15 protein-coding genes are annotated in these 17,598 nt (G+C 64.7%); 1 reads left to right on the forward strand and 14 read right to left on the reverse strand.

Annotation, left to right across the window (positions count from 1 at the left end):
* The 13 genes from LMTR21_RS05600 to LMTR21_RS05660 all read right to left on the reverse strand — a co-directional run bounded on the left by LMTR21_RS05600 (position 1) and on the right by LMTR21_RS05660 (position 14,994).
* Positions 1 to 1,590, reverse strand: a complete 1,590-nt coding sequence (locus tag LMTR21_RS05600; RefSeq protein ID WP_065755642.1) for a xanthine dehydrogenase family protein molybdopterin-binding subunit — start codon at positions 1,588 to 1,590, stop codon at positions 1 to 3.
* 11 nt (positions 1,591 to 1,601) lie between these two features.
* Positions 1,602 to 2,081: a (2Fe-2S)-binding protein gene (locus LMTR21_RS05605; RefSeq protein ID WP_065755643.1), complete on the reverse strand. Its 480-nt coding sequence runs from the start codon at positions 2,079 to 2,081 to the stop codon at positions 1,602 to 1,604.
* Positions 2,082 to 2,087: 6 nt separating this feature from the next.
* Complete coding sequence (locus tag LMTR21_RS05610) at positions 2,088 to 2,906, reverse strand: FAD binding domain-containing protein (protein WP_065755644.1); 819 nt, start codon at positions 2,904 to 2,906, stop codon at positions 2,088 to 2,090.
* A gap of 16 nt (positions 2,907 to 2,922) precedes the next feature.
* Positions 2,923 to 3,366 (reverse strand): SRPBCC family protein, encoded by a 444-nt coding sequence (locus LMTR21_RS05615; protein ID WP_065755645.1) that lies wholly within the window; start codon positions 3,364 to 3,366, stop codon positions 2,923 to 2,925.
* A gap of 1 nt (position 3,367) precedes the next feature.
* A complete protein-coding gene (locus LMTR21_RS05620; protein WP_065755646.1) occupies positions 3,368 to 3,805 on the reverse strand; it encodes an SRPBCC family protein in 438 nt (145 codons plus the stop codon).
* A 9-nt stretch (positions 3,806 to 3,814) separates the two neighbouring features.
* Positions 3,815 to 6,706, reverse strand: a complete 2,892-nt coding sequence (locus LMTR21_RS05625; protein WP_065755647.1) for a flotillin family protein — start codon at positions 6,704 to 6,706, stop codon at positions 3,815 to 3,817.
* A gap of 24 nt (positions 6,707 to 6,730) precedes the next feature.
* Complete coding sequence (locus LMTR21_RS05630; RefSeq protein ID WP_065755648.1) at positions 6,731 to 7,564, reverse strand: phosphoenolpyruvate hydrolase family protein; 834 nt, start codon at positions 7,562 to 7,564, stop codon at positions 6,731 to 6,733.
* A 2-nt stretch (positions 7,565 to 7,566) separates the two neighbouring features.
* Positions 7,567 to 9,792 (reverse strand): ABC transporter permease, encoded by a 2,226-nt coding sequence (locus LMTR21_RS05635; protein WP_065755649.1) that lies wholly within the window; start codon positions 9,790 to 9,792, stop codon positions 7,567 to 7,569.
* The gene (locus LMTR21_RS05640) at positions 9,785 to 10,567 is read right to left on the reverse strand and encodes an ABC transporter ATP-binding protein (protein ID WP_057856137.1); all 783 of its coding nucleotides are present in this window, start codon (positions 10,565 to 10,567) and stop codon (positions 9,785 to 9,787) included. The genes LMTR21_RS05635 and LMTR21_RS05640 overlap by 8 nt, the downstream gene beginning before the upstream one ends.
* The gene (locus LMTR21_RS05645; protein ID WP_065755650.1) at positions 10,560 to 11,642 is read right to left on the reverse strand and encodes a branched-chain amino acid ABC transporter permease; all 1,083 of its coding nucleotides are present in this window, start codon (positions 11,640 to 11,642) and stop codon (positions 10,560 to 10,562) included. The genes LMTR21_RS05640 and LMTR21_RS05645 overlap by 8 nt, the downstream gene beginning before the upstream one ends.
* A gap of 1 nt (position 11,643) precedes the next feature.
* The gene (locus LMTR21_RS05650; protein WP_065755651.1) at positions 11,644 to 12,654 is read right to left on the reverse strand and encodes a branched-chain amino acid ABC transporter permease; all 1,011 of its coding nucleotides are present in this window, start codon (positions 12,652 to 12,654) and stop codon (positions 11,644 to 11,646) included.
* Positions 12,655 to 12,783: 129 nt separating this feature from the next.
* Complete coding sequence (locus LMTR21_RS05655) at positions 12,784 to 13,611, reverse strand: AraC family transcriptional regulator (protein ID WP_065755652.1); 828 nt, start codon at positions 13,609 to 13,611, stop codon at positions 12,784 to 12,786.
* Between the two features lie 132 nt (positions 13,612 to 13,743).
* Positions 13,744 to 14,994, reverse strand: a complete 1,251-nt coding sequence (locus tag LMTR21_RS05660; RefSeq protein ID WP_065755653.1) for an ABC transporter substrate-binding protein — start codon at positions 14,992 to 14,994, stop codon at positions 13,744 to 13,746.
* A gap of 349 nt (positions 14,995 to 15,343) precedes the next feature.
* Here LMTR21_RS05660 and LMTR21_RS05665 point away from each other — a divergent pair, with 349 nt between their 5' ends.
* A complete protein-coding gene (locus tag LMTR21_RS05665; protein WP_084030888.1) occupies positions 15,344 to 16,207 on the forward strand; it encodes a DUF2066 domain-containing protein in 864 nt (287 codons plus the stop codon).
* Positions 16,208 to 16,221: 14 nt separating this feature from the next.
* On the opposite strand, the gene LMTR21_RS05670 is transcribed toward LMTR21_RS05665, so the two are convergent.
* Entirely contained in the window at positions 16,222 to 17,580 is a 1,359-nt protein-coding gene (locus LMTR21_RS05670; protein ID WP_246175181.1) for an MATE family efflux transporter, read from the reverse strand.
* Positions 17,581 to 17,598: the final 18 nt, after the last annotated feature.

The following is a 17,598-nucleotide window of genomic DNA, read 5'->3' on the forward strand; positions in this document are numbered from 1 at the left end:
TCAGCGCCTCCTGGTGCCGAAGACGGAGGAGAAACGGGTGGCGCCGTGTGACGGCGACGGTACCGGTGGCCTTGGTGGCGGGGCAGGCGGTGTCGGCGCAGGAGGCGGTGGCTGGACGGCCGCCGCAGGCGCGCGATCATAGGTGGTGCGCTGCTGCGAAACCGCGGCACGTTGCAGAGCAGGCTCAAGCGGCGTCGGCGAAATCGCCGCCCGGCTGCCGCCGCCGTCCTTGCGCGACGACATCCGCTTCACCTCTTCGCGCAGCGGCCATTTTGCTTTCTCGGCGGCGACCTGGACGCATTCGATCAGCGCGGTGTTCTTGGCTTCGCGCCGGTGCGCCTTCATGTCGCCGTCGCGATAGGCGTTGAGAATGCGGAACTCCATTGGATCGATGCCGACGAGATGGGCGAGCTTGTCCATCTGGCATTCGAGCGCAAAGTCCATCGCGGTGACGCCGAAGCCGCGCATCGCGGTCGCAGGCGTGCGGTTGGTGAACACGCAATAAACGTCGCCATGGACATTCGGGATCGTATAGGGGCCGGGCAGGTGAGCGACGCATTTGACCACGGCATAACTTGAAAGCCGAGTGTAGGCGCCGCTGTCGAAATAGGCACGGATCTTGCGGGCGACGATGCGTCCGTCGCGCATCACGCCGTCCTTGATGTAGATGCGCTCGGCGCCGCGCGGCGAGCCGAACTGCATCTCCTCCTCGCGGCCGAGCTGATAGCGCACCGGGCGCCCGGTCAGCATCGCGCCGAGAATGGCGAGCGGTTCGGTGAGTGTGTCCACCTTGCCGCCGAAACCGCCGCCGACGGTTCCGCCGATGAAGTGGAACGTATTGGAAGGCACATCAAGGATCTTGGCGGATGTGTCGAGCGAAAAGAACAGGGCCTGCGTCGAGGTGTAGACGACATAGCGGCCGTTGGTGTCGGGGGCTGCAATCGAGCCGTTGGTCTCGGTCGGCGCATGCTCGATCGGCGACATCTGGTAGCGTTGTTCGAGGACGTGATCGGATTCGGCGAAACCGCGTTCGACGTCGCCGAAGCGAAGCTTCTGGTGATCATAGACGTCGTGATAGATGAATGTGTTCTTGGGGTAGACCTCGTTGACGACGGGCGCGCCCGGTTTCAACGCCTCCTCGACGTCGAACACCGCAGGCAGCGGCTCGTAGTCGACCCGCACCTTTGCCATCGCCTCAAAGGCTTCGCGCGGGCTGTCGGCGACGATGGCGACGATCGGCTCGCCCTTGTAGCGCACCTTGTCGACGGCCAGCGACGGCTCGTCGTCCTTGCCGAAATTGATCAGGCTAAGGAGCGTGTTGAGATTGACCGGCACGTCGGCGCCGCGAATGACGCGTCGTACGCCGGGCGAACGTTCCGCTTCCATCGTGTCGATGCGGCGCAGGCGGGCGTGGGCGTGCGGGCTGCGCAGCACCTTGAGATGCAGCATGCCCTGCAGCTTGTGGTCGTCGAAATAGGTCGAGGTGCCCGTAACATGGCCGAGCATGTCCTGGCGCTGCGTGCCCTTGCCGATCTCTTTCAGATTGTCGTCGCGCTCGTCGGCGAAGATGTCCTTGCGCAGTTCCAGCATGGTGGTTCCCTTCAGGCGCGTGCGCGACCGCTCGTGGCGGCGGTGAGGACGGCGTTGATGATCGGCTCGTAACCGGTGCAGCGGCAGATATTGCCCGAAATGGCCTCGATGACTTCGGCGCGGGTCGGCGAGGGGTTGCGGTCGAGCAGCGCCTTCGCCGCCATCAGCATGCCGGGTGTGCAATAGCCGCATTGGGCCGCGAATTGCTCCATGAAGGCGCGCTGCAGCGGATGCAGGTTGGGGCCGTCCTTCAGCCCGTCGAGCGTTTCGACGGTGCGGCCGTTCACCGTCTCCGCCAGCGTCAGGCAGGAGAGATGGAGCTCGCCGTCGATCAGCACGCTGCAGGCGCCGCAGCCGCCCTGGCCGCAGCCGAATTTCGGCGTCATGTCGCCGATCAACTCGCGCAGGGCTACGAGCAGGTTGACGCCGCCATCCACGAACACGGCGACGTCGCGGCCATTGTGACGAAACTGGAGCGGGGTTTTGGTCATGAACGCTTACTCCAGGCCGGACAAGAGGCGGCGCAGATGGACGCCCACGATCTCGCGGCGATACCAGGCGCTGCCGAGCGCGTTGTCGGTCGGCGATACGCCCTCCGCTGCCGCCGCGGCAGCCGCGCTGATCGCGGAATCGTCGAGCGGACGTCCCTCCAGCGCCCGCTCGGCCGCCCTCGCGCGAATCTGCGTCGCGGCCATCGAACCGAGCGCGATGCGCGCGCCCGAGACGCGGCCGCCGCTGACCGGCAGATGCGCGGCGAGTGTGATCACCGAGCCACCCTTCGGCTTGATGCGGGCGATCTTGCGATAGCGGAAGGCGTCGGCGCTCGCGGGTCGTTGACAGGAGACGGCCAGCACCAGCGCGCCGCTTTGCCGCTCGCGCGATTGCAGGAACTCTTCGATTGGCATTTCACGGGCGCCCAATCCGCCCTGCACCGACACGGTCGCGTCGAGGGCGAGCAGGGCGACGGTGAAATCGCCATAGGGATTGGGTGCGAACAGATTGCCGCCCACGGTGCCCATGTTGCGCACGGCCGGCCCGCCGATCGAACGGGCCGACGCGTGCAGAAAGGCAAGATCGCGCTCGGCCAGAATTCTTGCGAAGGTGACGCCGGCGCCGATCGTCACGCGGGAGCTTGCAACGTCGATCCGCGACAGCGCGGTGTCGGTCGCGCGCACTACCGTCGAAATCGAGACGTCGCCTTCATTGAGCGCGCGCATCACCAGCGTGCCGCCGCCGAGATAGCGCGCGCTGCGGTCGGACGATAAGGCCGACGCCGCTTCGCCAAAGGTCGAAAATGTCTTCACCGTGACGGGCATGGCTTGGCCTCCGCTTTCATGCGGCCTCCTTCAGGTGCCGGCGAATGGCGTCGAAGCCGGCTTGATAGATCTGTTCCGCGACCATCTGTGTCAGCCGCTCAGCATCCGCGGGCCGCGTAGTGAACCTGGATTCCCAGTGCCAGAAGGTGCGGTCGCCATCGGTGACCGGCAGCAGGCGGACATGGGCTACGTAGTTGAACATCGGGATCGGCGTATCGAGCAGGCAATAGCTGAAGGTCTGTTCGAGGTCCGACCGCGCCAGCAATTGCTCGCGCAGCTCCGAGCCATCCTGCAGCTTGAAGCGCCTGACACAACCGATCTTGTCGGACGACTGCGCGCGCTCGATCGTGCTGGTCGCCACCGCGGGGTGCCAGCGATCGTGCCCGTTGAAATCGCGCAGCACGTTCCACACCGCGCCGGTCGGCGCGTCGAGGATCGTGCTTTTGACGATATGCGGCACGCTAGCCTCCGAAAGCGCGCTTGAGCGCGTCGAATCCACCCTGGAACACACCAGCGCCGATGTTGTTGACGAGTTCGTTCTCGCGCTCGGGCGCGCAGTCGAACTCGGCAGTCCATTCCAGAAAAGTCTGGTCGCCGTCGGTCACCGGGGTCAGCCGCAGCGTTGCGACGTAGTTCTCCACTCCCATGGGAGATTCGAGGATGGAGTAGGTGCAGAACATGTCGTAGTCGGAGAGTCCCAGCAGCTTCTCGCGGATGCGATCGCCGTTGCGCAGGCGAAAATCGCGCACGCAGCCGATCTTGTCGGCGGGCTCGCCACCCTCGATCCGGCTCTCTGCGATGGCGGGATGCCAGTTGGGCATGCCGTTGAAGTCGCGCACCCGCGCCCAGACGCGGTCGTTGCGGGCGTTGACGACGGTGGAGACGTAGACGCGGGCCATGGCGTAATCTCACCCTTTCTTGCGCGGACCGCGCTCGGCGGGGGGCTCGCCGGGCGCGTCGCCGGAAGGCGCGGCGTCCGATTTGCCCTTGCGTGTCGAATCCTTGATGCCCTGCATATCGCGGGCTTCGCGAATGAGGCCGGGCATTTTGGCAAGGCTGCCGCCCTCGACGCCGATGTCCGAGAGAATCGAGTCGATCAGCGGCGCCTGCACGCGGTAGCGCAGCGCCGAGTCGATCACCTCGTCGGTGGCGCTGCGGCCGCCGCCACCGCCGCCGATGCCATTGCCGTTGAGGCCGTCGACACTGAGAATCCGGATGCCCTCGATCTTCTCCATCGGCTTGACGCTCTCGCGCACGATGCCCTCGATACGGTCGAGCAGCTTGCGGCGGAACAGCGAGTAGCGCGCCTGGTCGGTGAGCACGTTCTCGGCTTCGTTCAGGAGACGCTGCGCCTCCGCCTCGACTGCGGCGCGCACGCGCTCGGCCTCGGCGGCGATCCGCGTTTCCTCGGCCTGCTTCTCGGCGAGCAGCACTTCCACGGTCTTGCGCCGCTTGGCGATCTCGCTTTCGCGGGCGGTGACGACGCGCTCGGCCGCTTCCGTCGCCCGCACGCGGGCATCCTCGGCCGCGACCTTGGCGGCGGATTCCTCCAGCGATTTCTGATAGAGGGCGATCGCCTTTTCCATCAGCGCCGTCTCGACGTCCTTTTCTCGACCAACTTCTAACTTTCGCAGATCACGCTCGCGACCGATGCGGGCTTCGTCGAGCCCACGGTCGGACGCGATTCGCGCGCGCTCGACTTCCTCGCGGGAAGCAATCTCGGCTTCCTGCAGCGCCTGGACGCGGGCGACTTCGAGCTGCTCGATCGCGCGGCGCCGCGCCAGCCGGGCGGCTTCGAGCGCCTGTTCGCGCGTGACATCGGTGGTTTCGACTTCCTTGCGCGCGTTGATCTCCGCCTGCTTGACCTGGCGGTCGGCGTCGATCCGTTCGGAGCGCTTGGCGGCCAGCGCGATCACGCGCTCCTCGTCGGCGATCTCGACGGCCTTCTTCTGGTCGATATTGAGCACTTCGCGGGTCTTCGAGGAGGCGATGCGCTCCGCTTCGAGCGCCAGTTCGACCTCGACGCGCCGCCGCTCGATGGCGTCGCGGCGCTTGAGTTCGGCGGTCTCGATGGACTCGGTGCGCTCGATTTCGAGCCCCCGCGTCTCCTTCTCGGCCCGGATACGCTGGGCGGCGATCACCTTCTCCTGGGCAATGCGCGCGGCCTCGATGGCTTCGCGCGAGGCGATGTCGGCTTCCTCGACGGCGCGGTTGCGCGCGATTTCGAGCGAGCGAACGCGCTCTTCCTGGGCAATACGTGAGGCTTCGGTTGTTTCTCGCGCCGTAATCCCGGCGACTTCCAGCGCCTGGTTGCGCTCGATCTCCAGCTTGCGCGTGGTGTGTTCGGCGGCGATGCGTTCGGCGGCGAGCGTCCGCTCGCGGGCGATCCGGGCGGCTTCCACGGCCTTTTGCGCCTCGATCTCCGCTTCCTGGATGGTGCGTACCTGCGCAATCTCCAGCGACCTTGTGCGCTCGTCGGAGGCGATACGCTCGACATTGACGATCGTGGTTTGGGCGATGCGAGCCTTCTCGGTTGCCTCGCGTGCCGCGATTTCGGCTTCCTCGACCGCGCGGGTGCGCTCGATCTCACGCCTGCGGGTTTCCTCCTCATTGGCGATCCGCGCATCCGTGATGGAACGATCCTGCTGGATGCGGGCCTTCTCAACCGCTTCGCGTGCCGTGATCTCGGCTTCCTCGACCGACCGTGTGCGCTCGATCTCCCGTTGCCGAACCTCGCGCTCGGAGGCGATACGGGCGGTATCGACCGCGCGCTGGTTGGCGATTTTTGCTTTCTCGATCTCCTCGCGCGCGAGCAGTTCTTTTTCCTCGACTGCGCGCGTCCGCTCGATCTCGCGGTGCCTTGTCTCCCGTTCCGAGGCGATACGGGCTTCGGCGATCGCGAGCTCATTGGCGATGCGCGCCTTCTCGATGGCTTCACGGGCGGAAATCTGCGCCTGTTCGGCCTCGGTCTCGCGCAACGCGCGTTCGCGCGCCACTTCCGTGCGCTGCAGCGCCCGGCGCATCTCGATGTCGCGCTCCTGTTCGAGACGGGCGGTCTCGCTTTCGCGCTCGATTTCCAGCGCCTGTCGTTCGGCTTCGAGATTGCGGGAGCGGATCTTGATCATCGAATCCTGCTCGATGTCATTGCGCAGCTTGCGCCTGGCCTCGATGTCCTCCATCAGCCGGGTCAGACCCTCGGCGTCGAATCGGTTCGACGGGTTGAAATATTCCAGATCGGTCTGGTCGAGATCGGTGATGGCGACAGACTCCAGTTCAAGGCCGTTCTGGGCCAGTGCTTCGGCGGCGGCGGCCTTGACGCGCGCGACATATTCGCCGCGCTGCTCGTGCATCTGTTCCATGGTCATTTCGGCGGCGACGGAACGGATGGCGGAGACGAACTTGCCGGAGAGAAGAGCGTGCAACTGTTCCGGTTCGAGCGTGCGCCGCCCGAGCGTCGCCGCGGCAATTGCGACCGCCTCGCGGGTCGGCTGCACGCGCACATAGAAATCGGCCTCGATGTCGATGCGCATGCGGTCGCGGGTAATCACCGCGTCATGTTTTGCCCGCACGATTCCCATCGGCAGCACGTTCATGTTGACGGGCGTGTAGTCGTGAATGAACGGCAGCACGAAGGCGCCGCCGTTGATCACCACGCGTTCGCCGAGCAGACCAGTTCGGACGAAGGAGACTTCCTTCGACGAACGGTGGTAGAGCCAGTTCACGATATAGACGACGATGGCGATCACGACGATCGCGACGATCAGCCAGAGGATCAACTCGCCAACCAGAGTCCCCGACATCTTCTCCTCCCTTTGCCCTCGGCGTTACCGCGCGCCGATCGCCTTGAATTTACGAACCTGTTCCGTGAGCGCGCGCTCCACCGGCAGGCGCTCCATCGAGGAGGCGCCGTAGAAGCCGTGGCACTTGCGCGTGTGTTTCATGATGAAGTCGGCATCATCTGGCTCGGCGATCGGCCCGCCATGAGCCAGCACCAGTATGTCCGGATTGACGCTGAGCGCCGCCGCAGCCCAGGTGTCGATCTGCTCCGGGCAGTCTTCGAGCCTGGGCGCGGTGTGCGCCCCGATCGCGCCGCCGGTGGTTAGACCGAGATGGCAGACGATGATGTCGGCGCCCGCGATCGCCATCGCCGCGGCCTGGCTTTCGCTGAACACGTAAGGCGTCGTCAGCATGTCCTTGTCGCGCGCCTTGGCGATCATGTCGATCTCCAGTGCGTAGGACATGCCGGTCTCTTCGAGATTGGCGCGGAAGACGCCATCGATCAGCCCGACGGTCGGAAAGTTCTGCACGCCGGCAAAGCCCAGCGCCTTGAGCTGATCGAGGAAGGTATCCATGTCGCGGAACGGATCGGTGCCGTTGACGCCGGCCAGCACCGGCGTCCTGGTGACGACCGGCAGCACCTCGCCGGCCATCTCCACCACGATCGCATTGGCATCGCCGTAGGGCATCAGGCCGGCAAGCGAACCGCGTCCCGCCATGCGGTAGCGGCCGGAATTGTAGATCACGATCAGGTCGACGCCGCCGGCCTCCTCGCATTTGGCCGATAGCCCCGTGCCAGCGCCGCCGCCGACGATCGGCTCACCCCTGGCGGCCATGTTGCGGAATTTCTTCAGGATGGCTGAACGTTCGAACTTCGCCATGGTCACCTCGCGACTTTCCGACGTGTCCCCGGGCGTCCGACCAGAGGGCGGAGCGCGTTGACGATGGCGGATGCAAATTCGGGCTCGTTGATGTGGCGCTTGATGCGGATGAGCTGGCGGTTGCCGGTCTGGCGCACGCTGCGTTCCAGCGCGGTAAACAGTGCGGCATCGGCCTCCGGATCCCAGAACGGCTGTCCCGGTGCGTCGAGTGCGGAGACGCCGCCTTCGGGGAGGAAGAAGCGCACCGACCCGTCCATCCGGTTGAGCTTGTCGCCGATCCAGCGCCCGATCCGGTCGTTCTCCTCCGGCGTGGTGCGCATCAAGGTCACCTGCGGATTGTGAACGTGGAATTTGCGCTGGCGGTAGTGTTCGGGAATCGTATCGGGCGCGCCGAAATTGACCATGTCGAGCGCACCCACTGAGCCGATGAAGGGCACGCGGCTGCGAATGATCGCGCCGAAGCGATCTTCCGTTGCCGGGAACACGCCGCCCATCAGGAGGTCGCAGACCTCCGTCGTCGTGAGGTCGATGACGCCTGCGAGCATTCCGGAATCGACCAGCTTCTCCATCGAGCGACCGCCGACGCCGGTGGCGTGGAAGACGAGGCATTCGAAATCGTTGCGCAGATCGGCTGCGATCTTCTGCACGGCCGGCGTCGTCACGCCGAACATGGTGATGCCGACCGCCGGCAGATCCGCCGGCGCCCTGCGCTCATTCGCGGCCTGATTGTCGAGCCGCGCCTTCACCATGCCGGCGATGGCGTTGGCGCCATTGGCGAGCACGGCGCGCGAGATCGAGTTGAGGCCCTGCACGTCGGTGACCGAATACATCATCGTGATATCGGCCGGTCCGACATAGGGGCCGACATCTCCCGATGCGACCGATGAGATGATGAGCTTTGGTACGCCGACGGGGAGGGCGCGCATGCCTGGTGCGACCAGCGAGGCACCGCCGGAACCGCCCGCCGAAATGATGCCGGCGATATTGCCCTGGCGGCGCAGCCAGTTGGCGAAGGCGTCCGCCATCGCGGAAACCGACGTGCCGCGATCGGCGCCGAACACGCTCGATCCGCCGCGCCCATGATTCAGCGCGATTTCCTGCGCGGAGACGTCGCAGGTGGAGAGCTTGCCGCTGGTGGAGACGTCGACCAGGCGTGTCCGCAAACCCTGCCCGGCGATCACGTCGCGGATGAAGCGCAGCTCCTCGCCCTTGGTATCGAGCGTTCCGACAACGAGGACGACCGGCGGCCCGGATGCGCTTTGCACGCCTGCGCCGGCCTGACGCTTCTGCCGCGCGGCATCTTCGATGCGCGCCACGCCGCTCGAGAGCGTGCGCGCGGCGTTCTCGATGCGGGCGATGGGTATCGGCTGTGACCAGCGCGTCGGCAGCGTGGGATTGGAGATATAGACCCGAACCGGCGCTGCGCTTGGGGCGCGCGGCTGCGCGGGACGCGTTTCGGCGCGTGCGTCGGCGGCGGCGATATCCAGTTCCGGCTCGGCGCCATGGACACCGACGCCAAGCAGCCGCTGTTGCAGCTCGCGGTCGGCGGCCAGGCGCGCGGAGTCGATGATGCGATTGACGCGGCCGTTGACCATGATCGCGACGTTTTTCGAGATCGCGGTGGCGACGCCGATATTCTGCTCGATCACGAGCACCGACATGTCACCGTCCTCGCCGAGCCGCACCAGCATGTCCTCGACCTGGGCGACGATGACAGGCGCAAGCCCTTCGGTCGGCTCGTCCATGATGAGAAGTTGCGGGTTGGTCAGCAGAGCGCGCGAGATCGCCAGCATCTGCTGTTCGCCGCCGGAGAGCTGGCCGCCGCCATGGTCCTTGCGCTCGGCCAGGCGGGGAAACGTCTCGTAGATGCGGTCGATGCTCCAGGCGCCGCGCCGCATTCCGGCGGCAAGCTGCAGATGCTCGTCGACGCTGAGCGAGCGCCACAGCCGCCGCCCTTGCGGTACATATCCGACGCCTGCTTGCGCGATCCGCGCCGGGCTGAGGCGGGTGATGTCCTCGCCGCGGACCCGGACCGAACCGCCGCTCGCCCGCAGCAGGCCCATGATGGTCTTGCACAGCGTGGTCTTGCCCATGCCGTTACGGCCGACCACCGAGAACACGCCGGAATCCAGCGTTAGATCGACGCCCTGCAGCGCATGCGAATGGCCGTAATAGACGTCGAGGCCGCGGACTTCGAGGGCGGGCGCGGCGCGGCGGACATCATTCATGGCCGGCCCCCAGATAGAGTTCCTGCACCTCGGGGTCGGCTTCGATCTCGTGCGGCAATCCCTCTTTGAAGACACGGCCGTTGTGCATCATCGTGACGCTTTCGACGACGCGCAGTGCGACGTCCATGTCGTGCTCGATGATGATGTAGCCGATATGGGCGGGCAGCGACGTCAGGATCTCGATCAGTTCGCGCCGCTCGGTGGGCGAGAGCCCTGCGGCCGGCTCGTCGAACAGGATGAAGCGCGGGGCGCCGGCGAGCGCGAGCGCGATTTCGAGCTGCCGCTGCTGGCCATGCGCGAGTTCCGCGACCCGCTGCTCCCTGACTGATGTCAGATGCACGGCCTGGATCAGGGCTTCGGTCGCATGCATCAGTGCGTCGTTCGTGCCCGGACGCAGCACCGAAAACCGTCCGCGGGAAACGCCGCGGCAGGCTAAATAGACATTGTCCCGCACCGAGAGGCCGGGGAACAGCGCCGAGATCTGGTAGGTGCGGCGCAGGCCCCGCCTGATCCGCTCATACGGCGGGAAGTGGGTGATGTCCTCACCGAAGAACCGGATGGTGCCGGATGACGGCGGAAAATCGCCGGTCACGCAATTGAACAGCGTAGTCTTGCCGGCGCCGTTGGAGCCGAGCACGGCGCGGCGCTCGCCCGGGCGAACCGTGATGGTGACGTCGGTGAGCGCCGCGAGCGCCCCGAACAGCCGGGTCACGCCGCGCAGTTCCAGCGCAGCGCCGGCAGCAACCGATGAAAAGCGTGGCGCGGCATTATCCATGCGGCTTCCCTCCGCTTGGACGCGCGTCAGTGGCTGCAGCGCGGCGGCGCCAGCGCTCCCACAGTCCGATCACGCCATCCGACGACCAGAACACGATGGCGAGGAAGCCGAGGCCGATCAGCAGCCGGAAGCGGTTGCCGTCGAGCCCGAACTTGACCAAGAGATCGAGCGCGAAGGTGCGAAGGATGACGAAGATGAAGGCGCCGATGTAGGGGCCGACGGGACGGCTGATGCCGCCGACAACGGCGATAATCAGGATGTCGATGCAGGCGCCGACGCTGACCGAGCCGGGCGAGATCTGCCGGTAGTTCCACACCTGCAGCACGCCGCCGAGCGCGGCGATGAAGGCGGCAAAGGCATAGGCGGCCACGCGGTGTGCGTTGACATTGAAACCGAGCGCCGCCATGCGGCGGGGATTGTCGCGCACGCCCTGCAGCGCCAGGCCGAACGGGGCACGCGAGACATATTGAACGGCGAAATAGCAGAAAGCAGCGACGCCCAGCGTAACGTAATAGAAGGGGATGTCGGAACGCCAGTCGACGCCCCAGAATTTCGGCGTCGCGACCGTGTTGATGCCGGTATGGCCGCCGAAGATCGCCCAGTTCTGGTTGGTGAAATAATAGAAAGCCGCGCCGATCGCGAGCGTGATCATGATGGTGTAGATGCCCTCGGTGCGCACCGCAAGTGCACCGCCGAGCGTGCCGAACGCGGTCGCGAGCAGCAGCGCCATCGGCGTTGCCAGCCACCACGGCCAGCCGAGGCTGATATTGGTGTTGGCGCTCATGCCGAACACGGCGACCATGTAGGCGGCAAAGCCGGCGACGGTGAGCTGCATCAGGCTGACCATGCCGCCATAACCGGCGAGGAACATCAGGCTGAGCGCGATGGTCCCGAGGATCATCGTGGTGGCGAAGATCTCGATCAGGAAGAAGCCGTTGGCGATGAACGGCATGATCAGGAGGATCACGGCGACCAGCCAAACCGCCGGCTTGTTGAATTCCGGCCACGCCAGCAGTATCGCGCGTGCCTTTGCCGGCTGACTGGTCTGAGGATGGGTGCCCTGGACCAACGACATGTCATCGCCTCGCCAACAGGCCCTGCGGCCGCAGCGCCAGCACCAGCACCATGATGAGGAAGGTCACCACGATCGCGTAGGTCGGGATGTAGACCGAGCCAAGCTGCTCGGCGAGGCCGATGATGACGGCGCCGAGCGCCGCACCCGGAATCGATCCCATGCCACCGACGATCACGACGACGAGCGAAGCCAGCAGAAAGCGGGTGTCTTCGCCGGGCGAGATCGATTGAAAGGTTCCGCCCACGACACCTGCGATTCCCGCAAGCCCTGCGCCGAGCGCGAACACGGCCACGAAGACGAGCTGGATCGGCACGCCGGTGGCCGCGAGCATGTCACGGTCATCGACGCCGGCGCGCACCATCATGCCGACGCGAGTCCGGTTGAGTGCCAGCCACATCGCGATGCCAATCACCACCGCCGCGACGAAGATCACGAGCCGCACCATCGGGTAACGCAGATACACCGCTTCGCCGGAGGATCTGACCGCGGTGACCAGCGGCAATTCAATCGGGCCGACCAGCCAGCTCGGGGTCTGGATCTGGTAGAAGTCGCCGCCGAATGCCCACAGCATCAGGTCCGCAAACACGATCGAGAGCCCGATCGTCACCATGGTCTGGCGCAGATCCTGTCCTTCCATGCGGCGGAAGACCACGATTTGCAGCACGATGCCGACCAGGGCGACACCGAGAAACGCGATGACGAAGCCGAGGATCCAGGAACCGGTCCAGGCGCTGATGGCGTAACCGATGTAGCCACCGAACAGATAGAGCGAGCCATGCGCCAGATTGACGTTGCGCATCAGCCCGAAGATCAGCGTGAATCCGCTCGCGACCAGGAAGTAGAGGCCGCCGAGCGTGATGCCGTTGAAGACGGCGTTGAGAAAGACCCGCTTCCTGCCGAACGCTTCTTCGAGGCCGGGTGGCCAGACGGCAAGGATCAGCCACAACAGCACCGCGACCGCGATCAAGACGATCAGCGCCCATGCCGGATGGCGTTCGATGAATCGTGTCACGGTAGCAGCGCGGCCGTCACCATGCCGTCCTCCCAGACGCGCGGCCGTTTCGGCTCGCGTTTTGGGACCATTCTAATGGGGCCGCGGAGCTTGCACTTGATTGTGAGTATCTTTTCGCGCGCTCTGCGCTCAGGGGCGCAAGACTTTGGCGGCGCGGCGGTATTCGGTCGGCGCCATTCCGACATTGGCGGCGAAGAAACGGGTGAAACCGCTCTGGGAGGAGAAGCCGAGATCGAAGCCGATATCGGCAATCGGCACCTCGGTCGCGACCAGCGCGTCCAGCGCCTGTTCCATGATCAGTGTATTGAGATAGAGGTTCGGGGTGACGCCGGTCTGGGTACGGAACAGCCGGTAGAAGTGCGGGCGCGACAGCCCGGAGGCCCGCGCGATCGAATCCAGTTCGATCTCCGCACCTGGGCTTTCGGACATCAGCTTGATGGATTTGCGGACGCGAAAGTCGGTGATGGCGCTGGCGCTGCGCGTCTCCTGCACCGGCTCGGAACTCTGCCAGCTCTCCTCATAGCATCCGTCGATCAACTGCCTGAGTTCGCTATCGAGACTGCTTAGCGAGGGTGCGCCGCAGACCAGCGCCGCGGTTCGCCGGATATGCCTGTCGAGGGCGACGGTGCGCTTGAAACAGGTATGGCCGAACCGCAAACCGTGAGCGCGCGCCGCATCGGGAGCGAACCATTCGGCGTTGACGTAGAGCACGAAGAAGATCGCGCCGTTCTCCATGTCCGTCGGGACAAAATTGTGTGGTTCCCAGGGGTTGATGGCAACAATGGAATCTTCCGCGAGAAGCCATCGCTCGTCGCACACATCAATGCGCGCCGGTGTTCCACCGACATGAAAGATCAGGTGCCCTTCGCGATGCGCATGCATGTTGAAGGGGCGGTTCAACTGATAGACCGTCGCGCGACCGAACCGGCCGTGGAAGACGGCGAGAGCCTTGCTCATGCCTTCCCTCCCGCGGGATGTTCTTGTCTTTTTCAACCAGCGTTCAACATCCGCCGCGAGAATGCAAGGGAAGATCACGTCCAGCCCGGGCCCCGGCGCGTGACCGGGGCCCGTTCGCAAATGCGAAGAGAGTCAGTACTTCTTACACTCCGGAACCGTCCGGCTCGGCAGGCCGATCTTGGAGAAGACCGCAGGGTCATAGCCAAGCGTCTGGTTCACGTTCGGGATCACCTTCACGACCTTGCTGAACAAGGCGCCCTTGCCGTCATCCACCACCTCGGTGACGAAGTTGGTGCCGATGGCCTGACGGTTGGAGTCAAGCTTGATCTTGCCGTTGGGCGCGTCGAGCTCGATCTTGGCCAGCGCTTCCCTGTATTTCGCCTGGTTGTTGCTGAGATCGCCGTTGACCTGACGCAGCGCGAGGATCAGCGCCGCCGTCGAGTTGTAGTAGTTGGTGGCGAGCAGTGACGGGCTCGGGAAGCGTTTGTTTGGCGGGAAGGCGTCCTGATAGGCCTTCACGAACTTCTGCCAGCCCGGATCCTCCCAGGTGTCGGCCTGGCCGCTCGCGGCAATGGTGCCGAGCAGCGCGTTCTTGGCGTTGCCCTTGGCGGAAAGAATGGTCTGGTCGACCATGATCGAGCCGCCCATCAAATGCGCCTTGCCGCCGGCCTGCTGGTACTGATTCAGGAAGTTGACGGCGTCGGCGCCGCCGAGGCCGAGGTAGATCGCATCGACGTCGTCGGGCAGAGCGGCAATGACCGAGGCAAAGTCCTTGGTGCCGAGCGGCACCCATTGCCGGTTGGTGACCTTTCCGCCGGCGCCGCAGAATTCGAGCACGAGCCCGAACACCTGCGTATAGATGAACGAATAGTCTTCGCCGACTGTCGCTATCTTTCGGTAACCCTTGGTTTCATAGGCGTATTTGCCGAGGCCCACCTGCCACTGGGCGCCGTCCATGTTGTAGCGGAAGAAGTTCGGCGCGGGATCGACAAAGGTGGTTTCCTGCGCGCCGGAAGCGGCGTTGATGAAGGTTAGTTCCGGGCGCGTCTTGGCAAAGTTCTTGACCGCGATGCCTTCGTCACCGGACAGGGGTGAAAGCAGGATCTGGACCTTGTCCTGTTCGATCAGCTTGCGCACGGCACGAACCGCGGAATCGGGCGTGGCATCCGTCGACGCGATGATGAATTCGATTTCCTTGTCGCCGACCTTCTTGCCGAGCGTGTTGATGGCCGTCTGATGTCCGCGTATGCCGTCCTCGCCGAGCACGGTATAGGTGCCTTCGAGCGTCGCGGTGACGCCGACCTTGATTTTCTCCTGGGCTATGGCGGCGCTGGAAAGCAACAGGCTGCTCAGCGCGACCAGTCCCGCACAGCTTTTAAACATCGAACCCCTCCCTTGTATCGCCGGTTTTTGTATCGTCAGGTCGTTCCAAACCCGCCATGCCGTGGATGGCCGATTGCTTGATCGTGCAGCCGGAATGCATGGCGACCGGGACCGCCGGGCGAAAACTAGCTGATGACGAGGGCTGCGCACGCAGCTTCACCTCTCACAACTTGACCGGTAGTCTCATTTTGCATGTTGCGCCGCGACGTGGTTTGCAATGATCGAGGGTCGTGATCGAAGATGTTGGTGCGCAAGGACGACGCAATAAGTCCCTGATTTCGCTGGCAAGCCACGCTGTTTGAAAAGTTGGCGTTTCCGCGGATATGAACGAATGCCCAGAAGCAAACACATGACCGAAGAGAACAGCATCCGGAAGCGGAACCGCGCGATTGTCAGGACATTGCTTGCAGCCGTCTCGATCTGGTGCGCCGGCAGCATGGCCGGCGTGGGCGCCGAGCTTTATCGCACGAAGGTCACCGTGACGGGACAGGGCGAAGCGAACCGCATTGCCGGCTTCGCGACATGCCTGGAAGATGTCCTCATCAAGGTCTCCGGCGCGCAGAAGCTTGCCGGTGACCGGCGGTTGGCAGCCTACAAATCGAAAGCAAAGGATTTTGTCACGACCTTCAGCTATCGCGATCAATTCCTTGGCAAACCCATTCGCGACGAGCAGGGCACCCGCGATCGGCCCTATGACCTCACGGTCGATTTCGAGGAAAGCAAGATCGACGAGATTCTGAGGAAGCTCGGGCTCAAACCCTGGCTTTCACACCGTCCGGTACTTGCGGTCTTTGTCGCGATGGAGCAGGGCCCAAGGAAGTTTGTCGTGACCATCGATGGAACCCAGTCCGACCTGCAGCGCGACGCGCTGCTCGCCGCGGCTGACAAGCGCGGCATGCTTATCGTGCTGCCCGGCGCGGCGGCTTTGGCGAAATCGAACATCACTGGCGAGACGCTGGGGAAGACGCCCTTGTCGGCGCTTGCGCCTGTTGCAGCCGAGCAGGACGCGGAGGCCGTTCTGACCGGGCGACTGGTCTGGGATGACCGGCAGCTCGGCTGGGCCACGCAGTGGCAGATCGATTGGGCCGGCCGGACGCACCGCTGGCAGGTTAGCGGCGTGACGTTCGATGAAGCCTTCCGGCGCGGCATCGGCGGCGCGGCGCAAGTTCTGTCCGGGCAATACCAGTCGGGGCAGACGCCTGCGTTACGGTGATCCGTGCCGGGGGATTATTTCGAAGCCTGACTGGCTGGCCCCCAGCCACGGAGCCACAGCGCGGATGCGACGATGCCGCCGGAAATCAGGGAGCCCGCCGCCACGGTGATGAAGAGTTCACGCAATCCTCCACCCAGACCGGCAACGACGATCCAGCCTAGCCCCGCCGCGACGATCAGCCGGACGGCTCCTCCGAGAACCGGCCACATCACGCGGCCAGCGCCTTGCCCGGCGAAATAGAGCAGCATCCCGAGGCCGGCCACGCCGTAGAACGGCGCGACGATGCGGAAATAGGTCGAGCCGGCGGCAAGAACCTCGGGCTCGGTGCTGAACAGCGTCAGCCATGCCTGTGGAAATATCGTCACGACAAGTCCGAGCAGCTCGGTGACACCGGCTGCAAACAACGCGGCAACCCAGGCGATGCGCTCCGCCCTTCCGATCTGGCCCGCTCCGATGTTCACGCCGACCATGGTGAGCGCCGCGCTGCCCAGTGCGAACAGCAGCGGGATCTGGATGTAGTCGAGGCGCGAGGCTATGCCGTAGCCTGCGATGGCGTCGGTGCCGAACAGCCCGACGGCGCCGGTGACGAGAACGACGGTCAGATTGGACTGGATGGTGCCGATCGCCGATAACCCGCCGACGCCAAGGATATCGCCGAGCAGTCGCAACTTGACGAGGCGGATGTCGAACGGCAGGCGCAGCGAGGTTCGGGCGGAGCGCATGTAGGCGATCAGCACGAACGTGCCGACGAGATAATAGACGATGACGGCAATGCCGGCTCCGGTTACGCCGAGCTGAGGAAAGGTCCCCCAGCCGAAGATCAAGGCCGGTGAAAGCGGAAGCAGCACGAACACGCCCAGCAGAATGACGGCGGCCGGCGCGACGGTGTTGCCCGCGCCGCGAAGTGCCGCCGCCAGAAGGCTCACGATCCAGACCAGGACCGCTCCGGAGAAGATGACGTGGCCATATTCGAGGGCTGCATCGAGTGCTTCGGCCTGGCCGCCGAGCAACCGGTAGACGGTCTCGCCAAACATCCATTCGGCGCCGGCAAAGATGATGCCGAAAGCAATGGCGAGAACGAGTGCGTTGAGTGCAAGCGCCTCGGCTTCGGCCGTTTTGCCGGCGCCGATCGCACGTGCGATCGCTGACGCGACGCCGCCACCGATGCCGCCATTCGACATCATCTGCATCAGCATGAAGATGGGAAATACCAGCGTGACACCCGCGAGAGTTTCCGTTCCGAGGAAGCTGACGAAATAGGTTTCCGCGATCCCGACAAAGGTTTGCACGATCATGACCACGAGCGTCGGCAAAGCGAGCTTCAGGAGCGTCGGCAGCACCGGCCCGTCGAGCATGGCCTTCTTGACGTTCACCGCTTCGTCTTCTTTTCG

The sequence above is a fragment of the Bradyrhizobium paxllaeri genome (assembly GCF_001693515.2).
Classification (GTDB): Bacteria; Pseudomonadota; Alphaproteobacteria; order Rhizobiales; family Xanthobacteraceae; genus Bradyrhizobium; species Bradyrhizobium paxllaeri.

Coding starts and splice junctions, on each gene's coding strand:
- LMTR21_RS05655 (WP_065755652.1), bottom strand. CDS start 13,611: ATGAGCAAGGCTCTCGCCGTCTTCCACGGCCGGTTCGGTCGCGCGACG.
- LMTR21_RS05660 (WP_065755653.1), bottom strand. CDS start 14,994: ATGTTTAAAAGCTGTGCGGGACTGGTCGCGCTGAGCAGCCTGTTGCTT.
- LMTR21_RS05620 (WP_065755646.1), bottom strand. CDS start 3,805: ATGGCCCGCGTCTACGTCTCCACCGTCGTCAACGCCCGCAACGACCGC.
- LMTR21_RS05640 (WP_057856137.1), bottom strand. CDS start 10,567: ATGGATAATGCCGCGCCACGCTTTTCATCGGTTGCTGCCGGCGCTGCG.
- LMTR21_RS05625 (WP_065755647.1), bottom strand. CDS start 6,706: ATGTCGGGGACTCTGGTTGGCGAGTTGATCCTCTGGCTGATCGTCGCG.
- LMTR21_RS05610 (WP_065755644.1), bottom strand. CDS start 2,906: ATGCCCGTCACGGTGAAGACATTTTCGACCTTTGGCGAAGCGGCGTCG.
- LMTR21_RS05665 (WP_084030888.1), top strand. CDS start 15,344: ATGACCGAAGAGAACAGCATCCGGAAGCGGAACCGCGCGATTGTCAGG.
- LMTR21_RS05605 (WP_065755643.1), bottom strand. CDS start 2,081: ATGACCAAAACCCCGCTCCAGTTTCGTCACAATGGCCGCGACGTCGCC.
- LMTR21_RS05600 (WP_065755642.1), bottom strand. CDS start 1,590: ATGCTGGAACTGCGCAAGGACATCTTCGCCGACGAGCGCGACGACAAT.
- LMTR21_RS05635 (WP_065755649.1), bottom strand. CDS start 9,792: ATGAATGATGTCCGCCGCGCCGCGCCCGCCCTCGAAGTCCGCGGCCTC.
- LMTR21_RS05630 (WP_065755648.1), bottom strand. CDS start 7,564: ATGGCGAAGTTCGAACGTTCAGCCATCCTGAAGAAATTCCGCAACATG.
- LMTR21_RS05645 (WP_065755650.1), bottom strand. CDS start 11,642: ATGTCGTTGGTCCAGGGCACCCATCCTCAGACCAGTCAGCCGGCAAAG.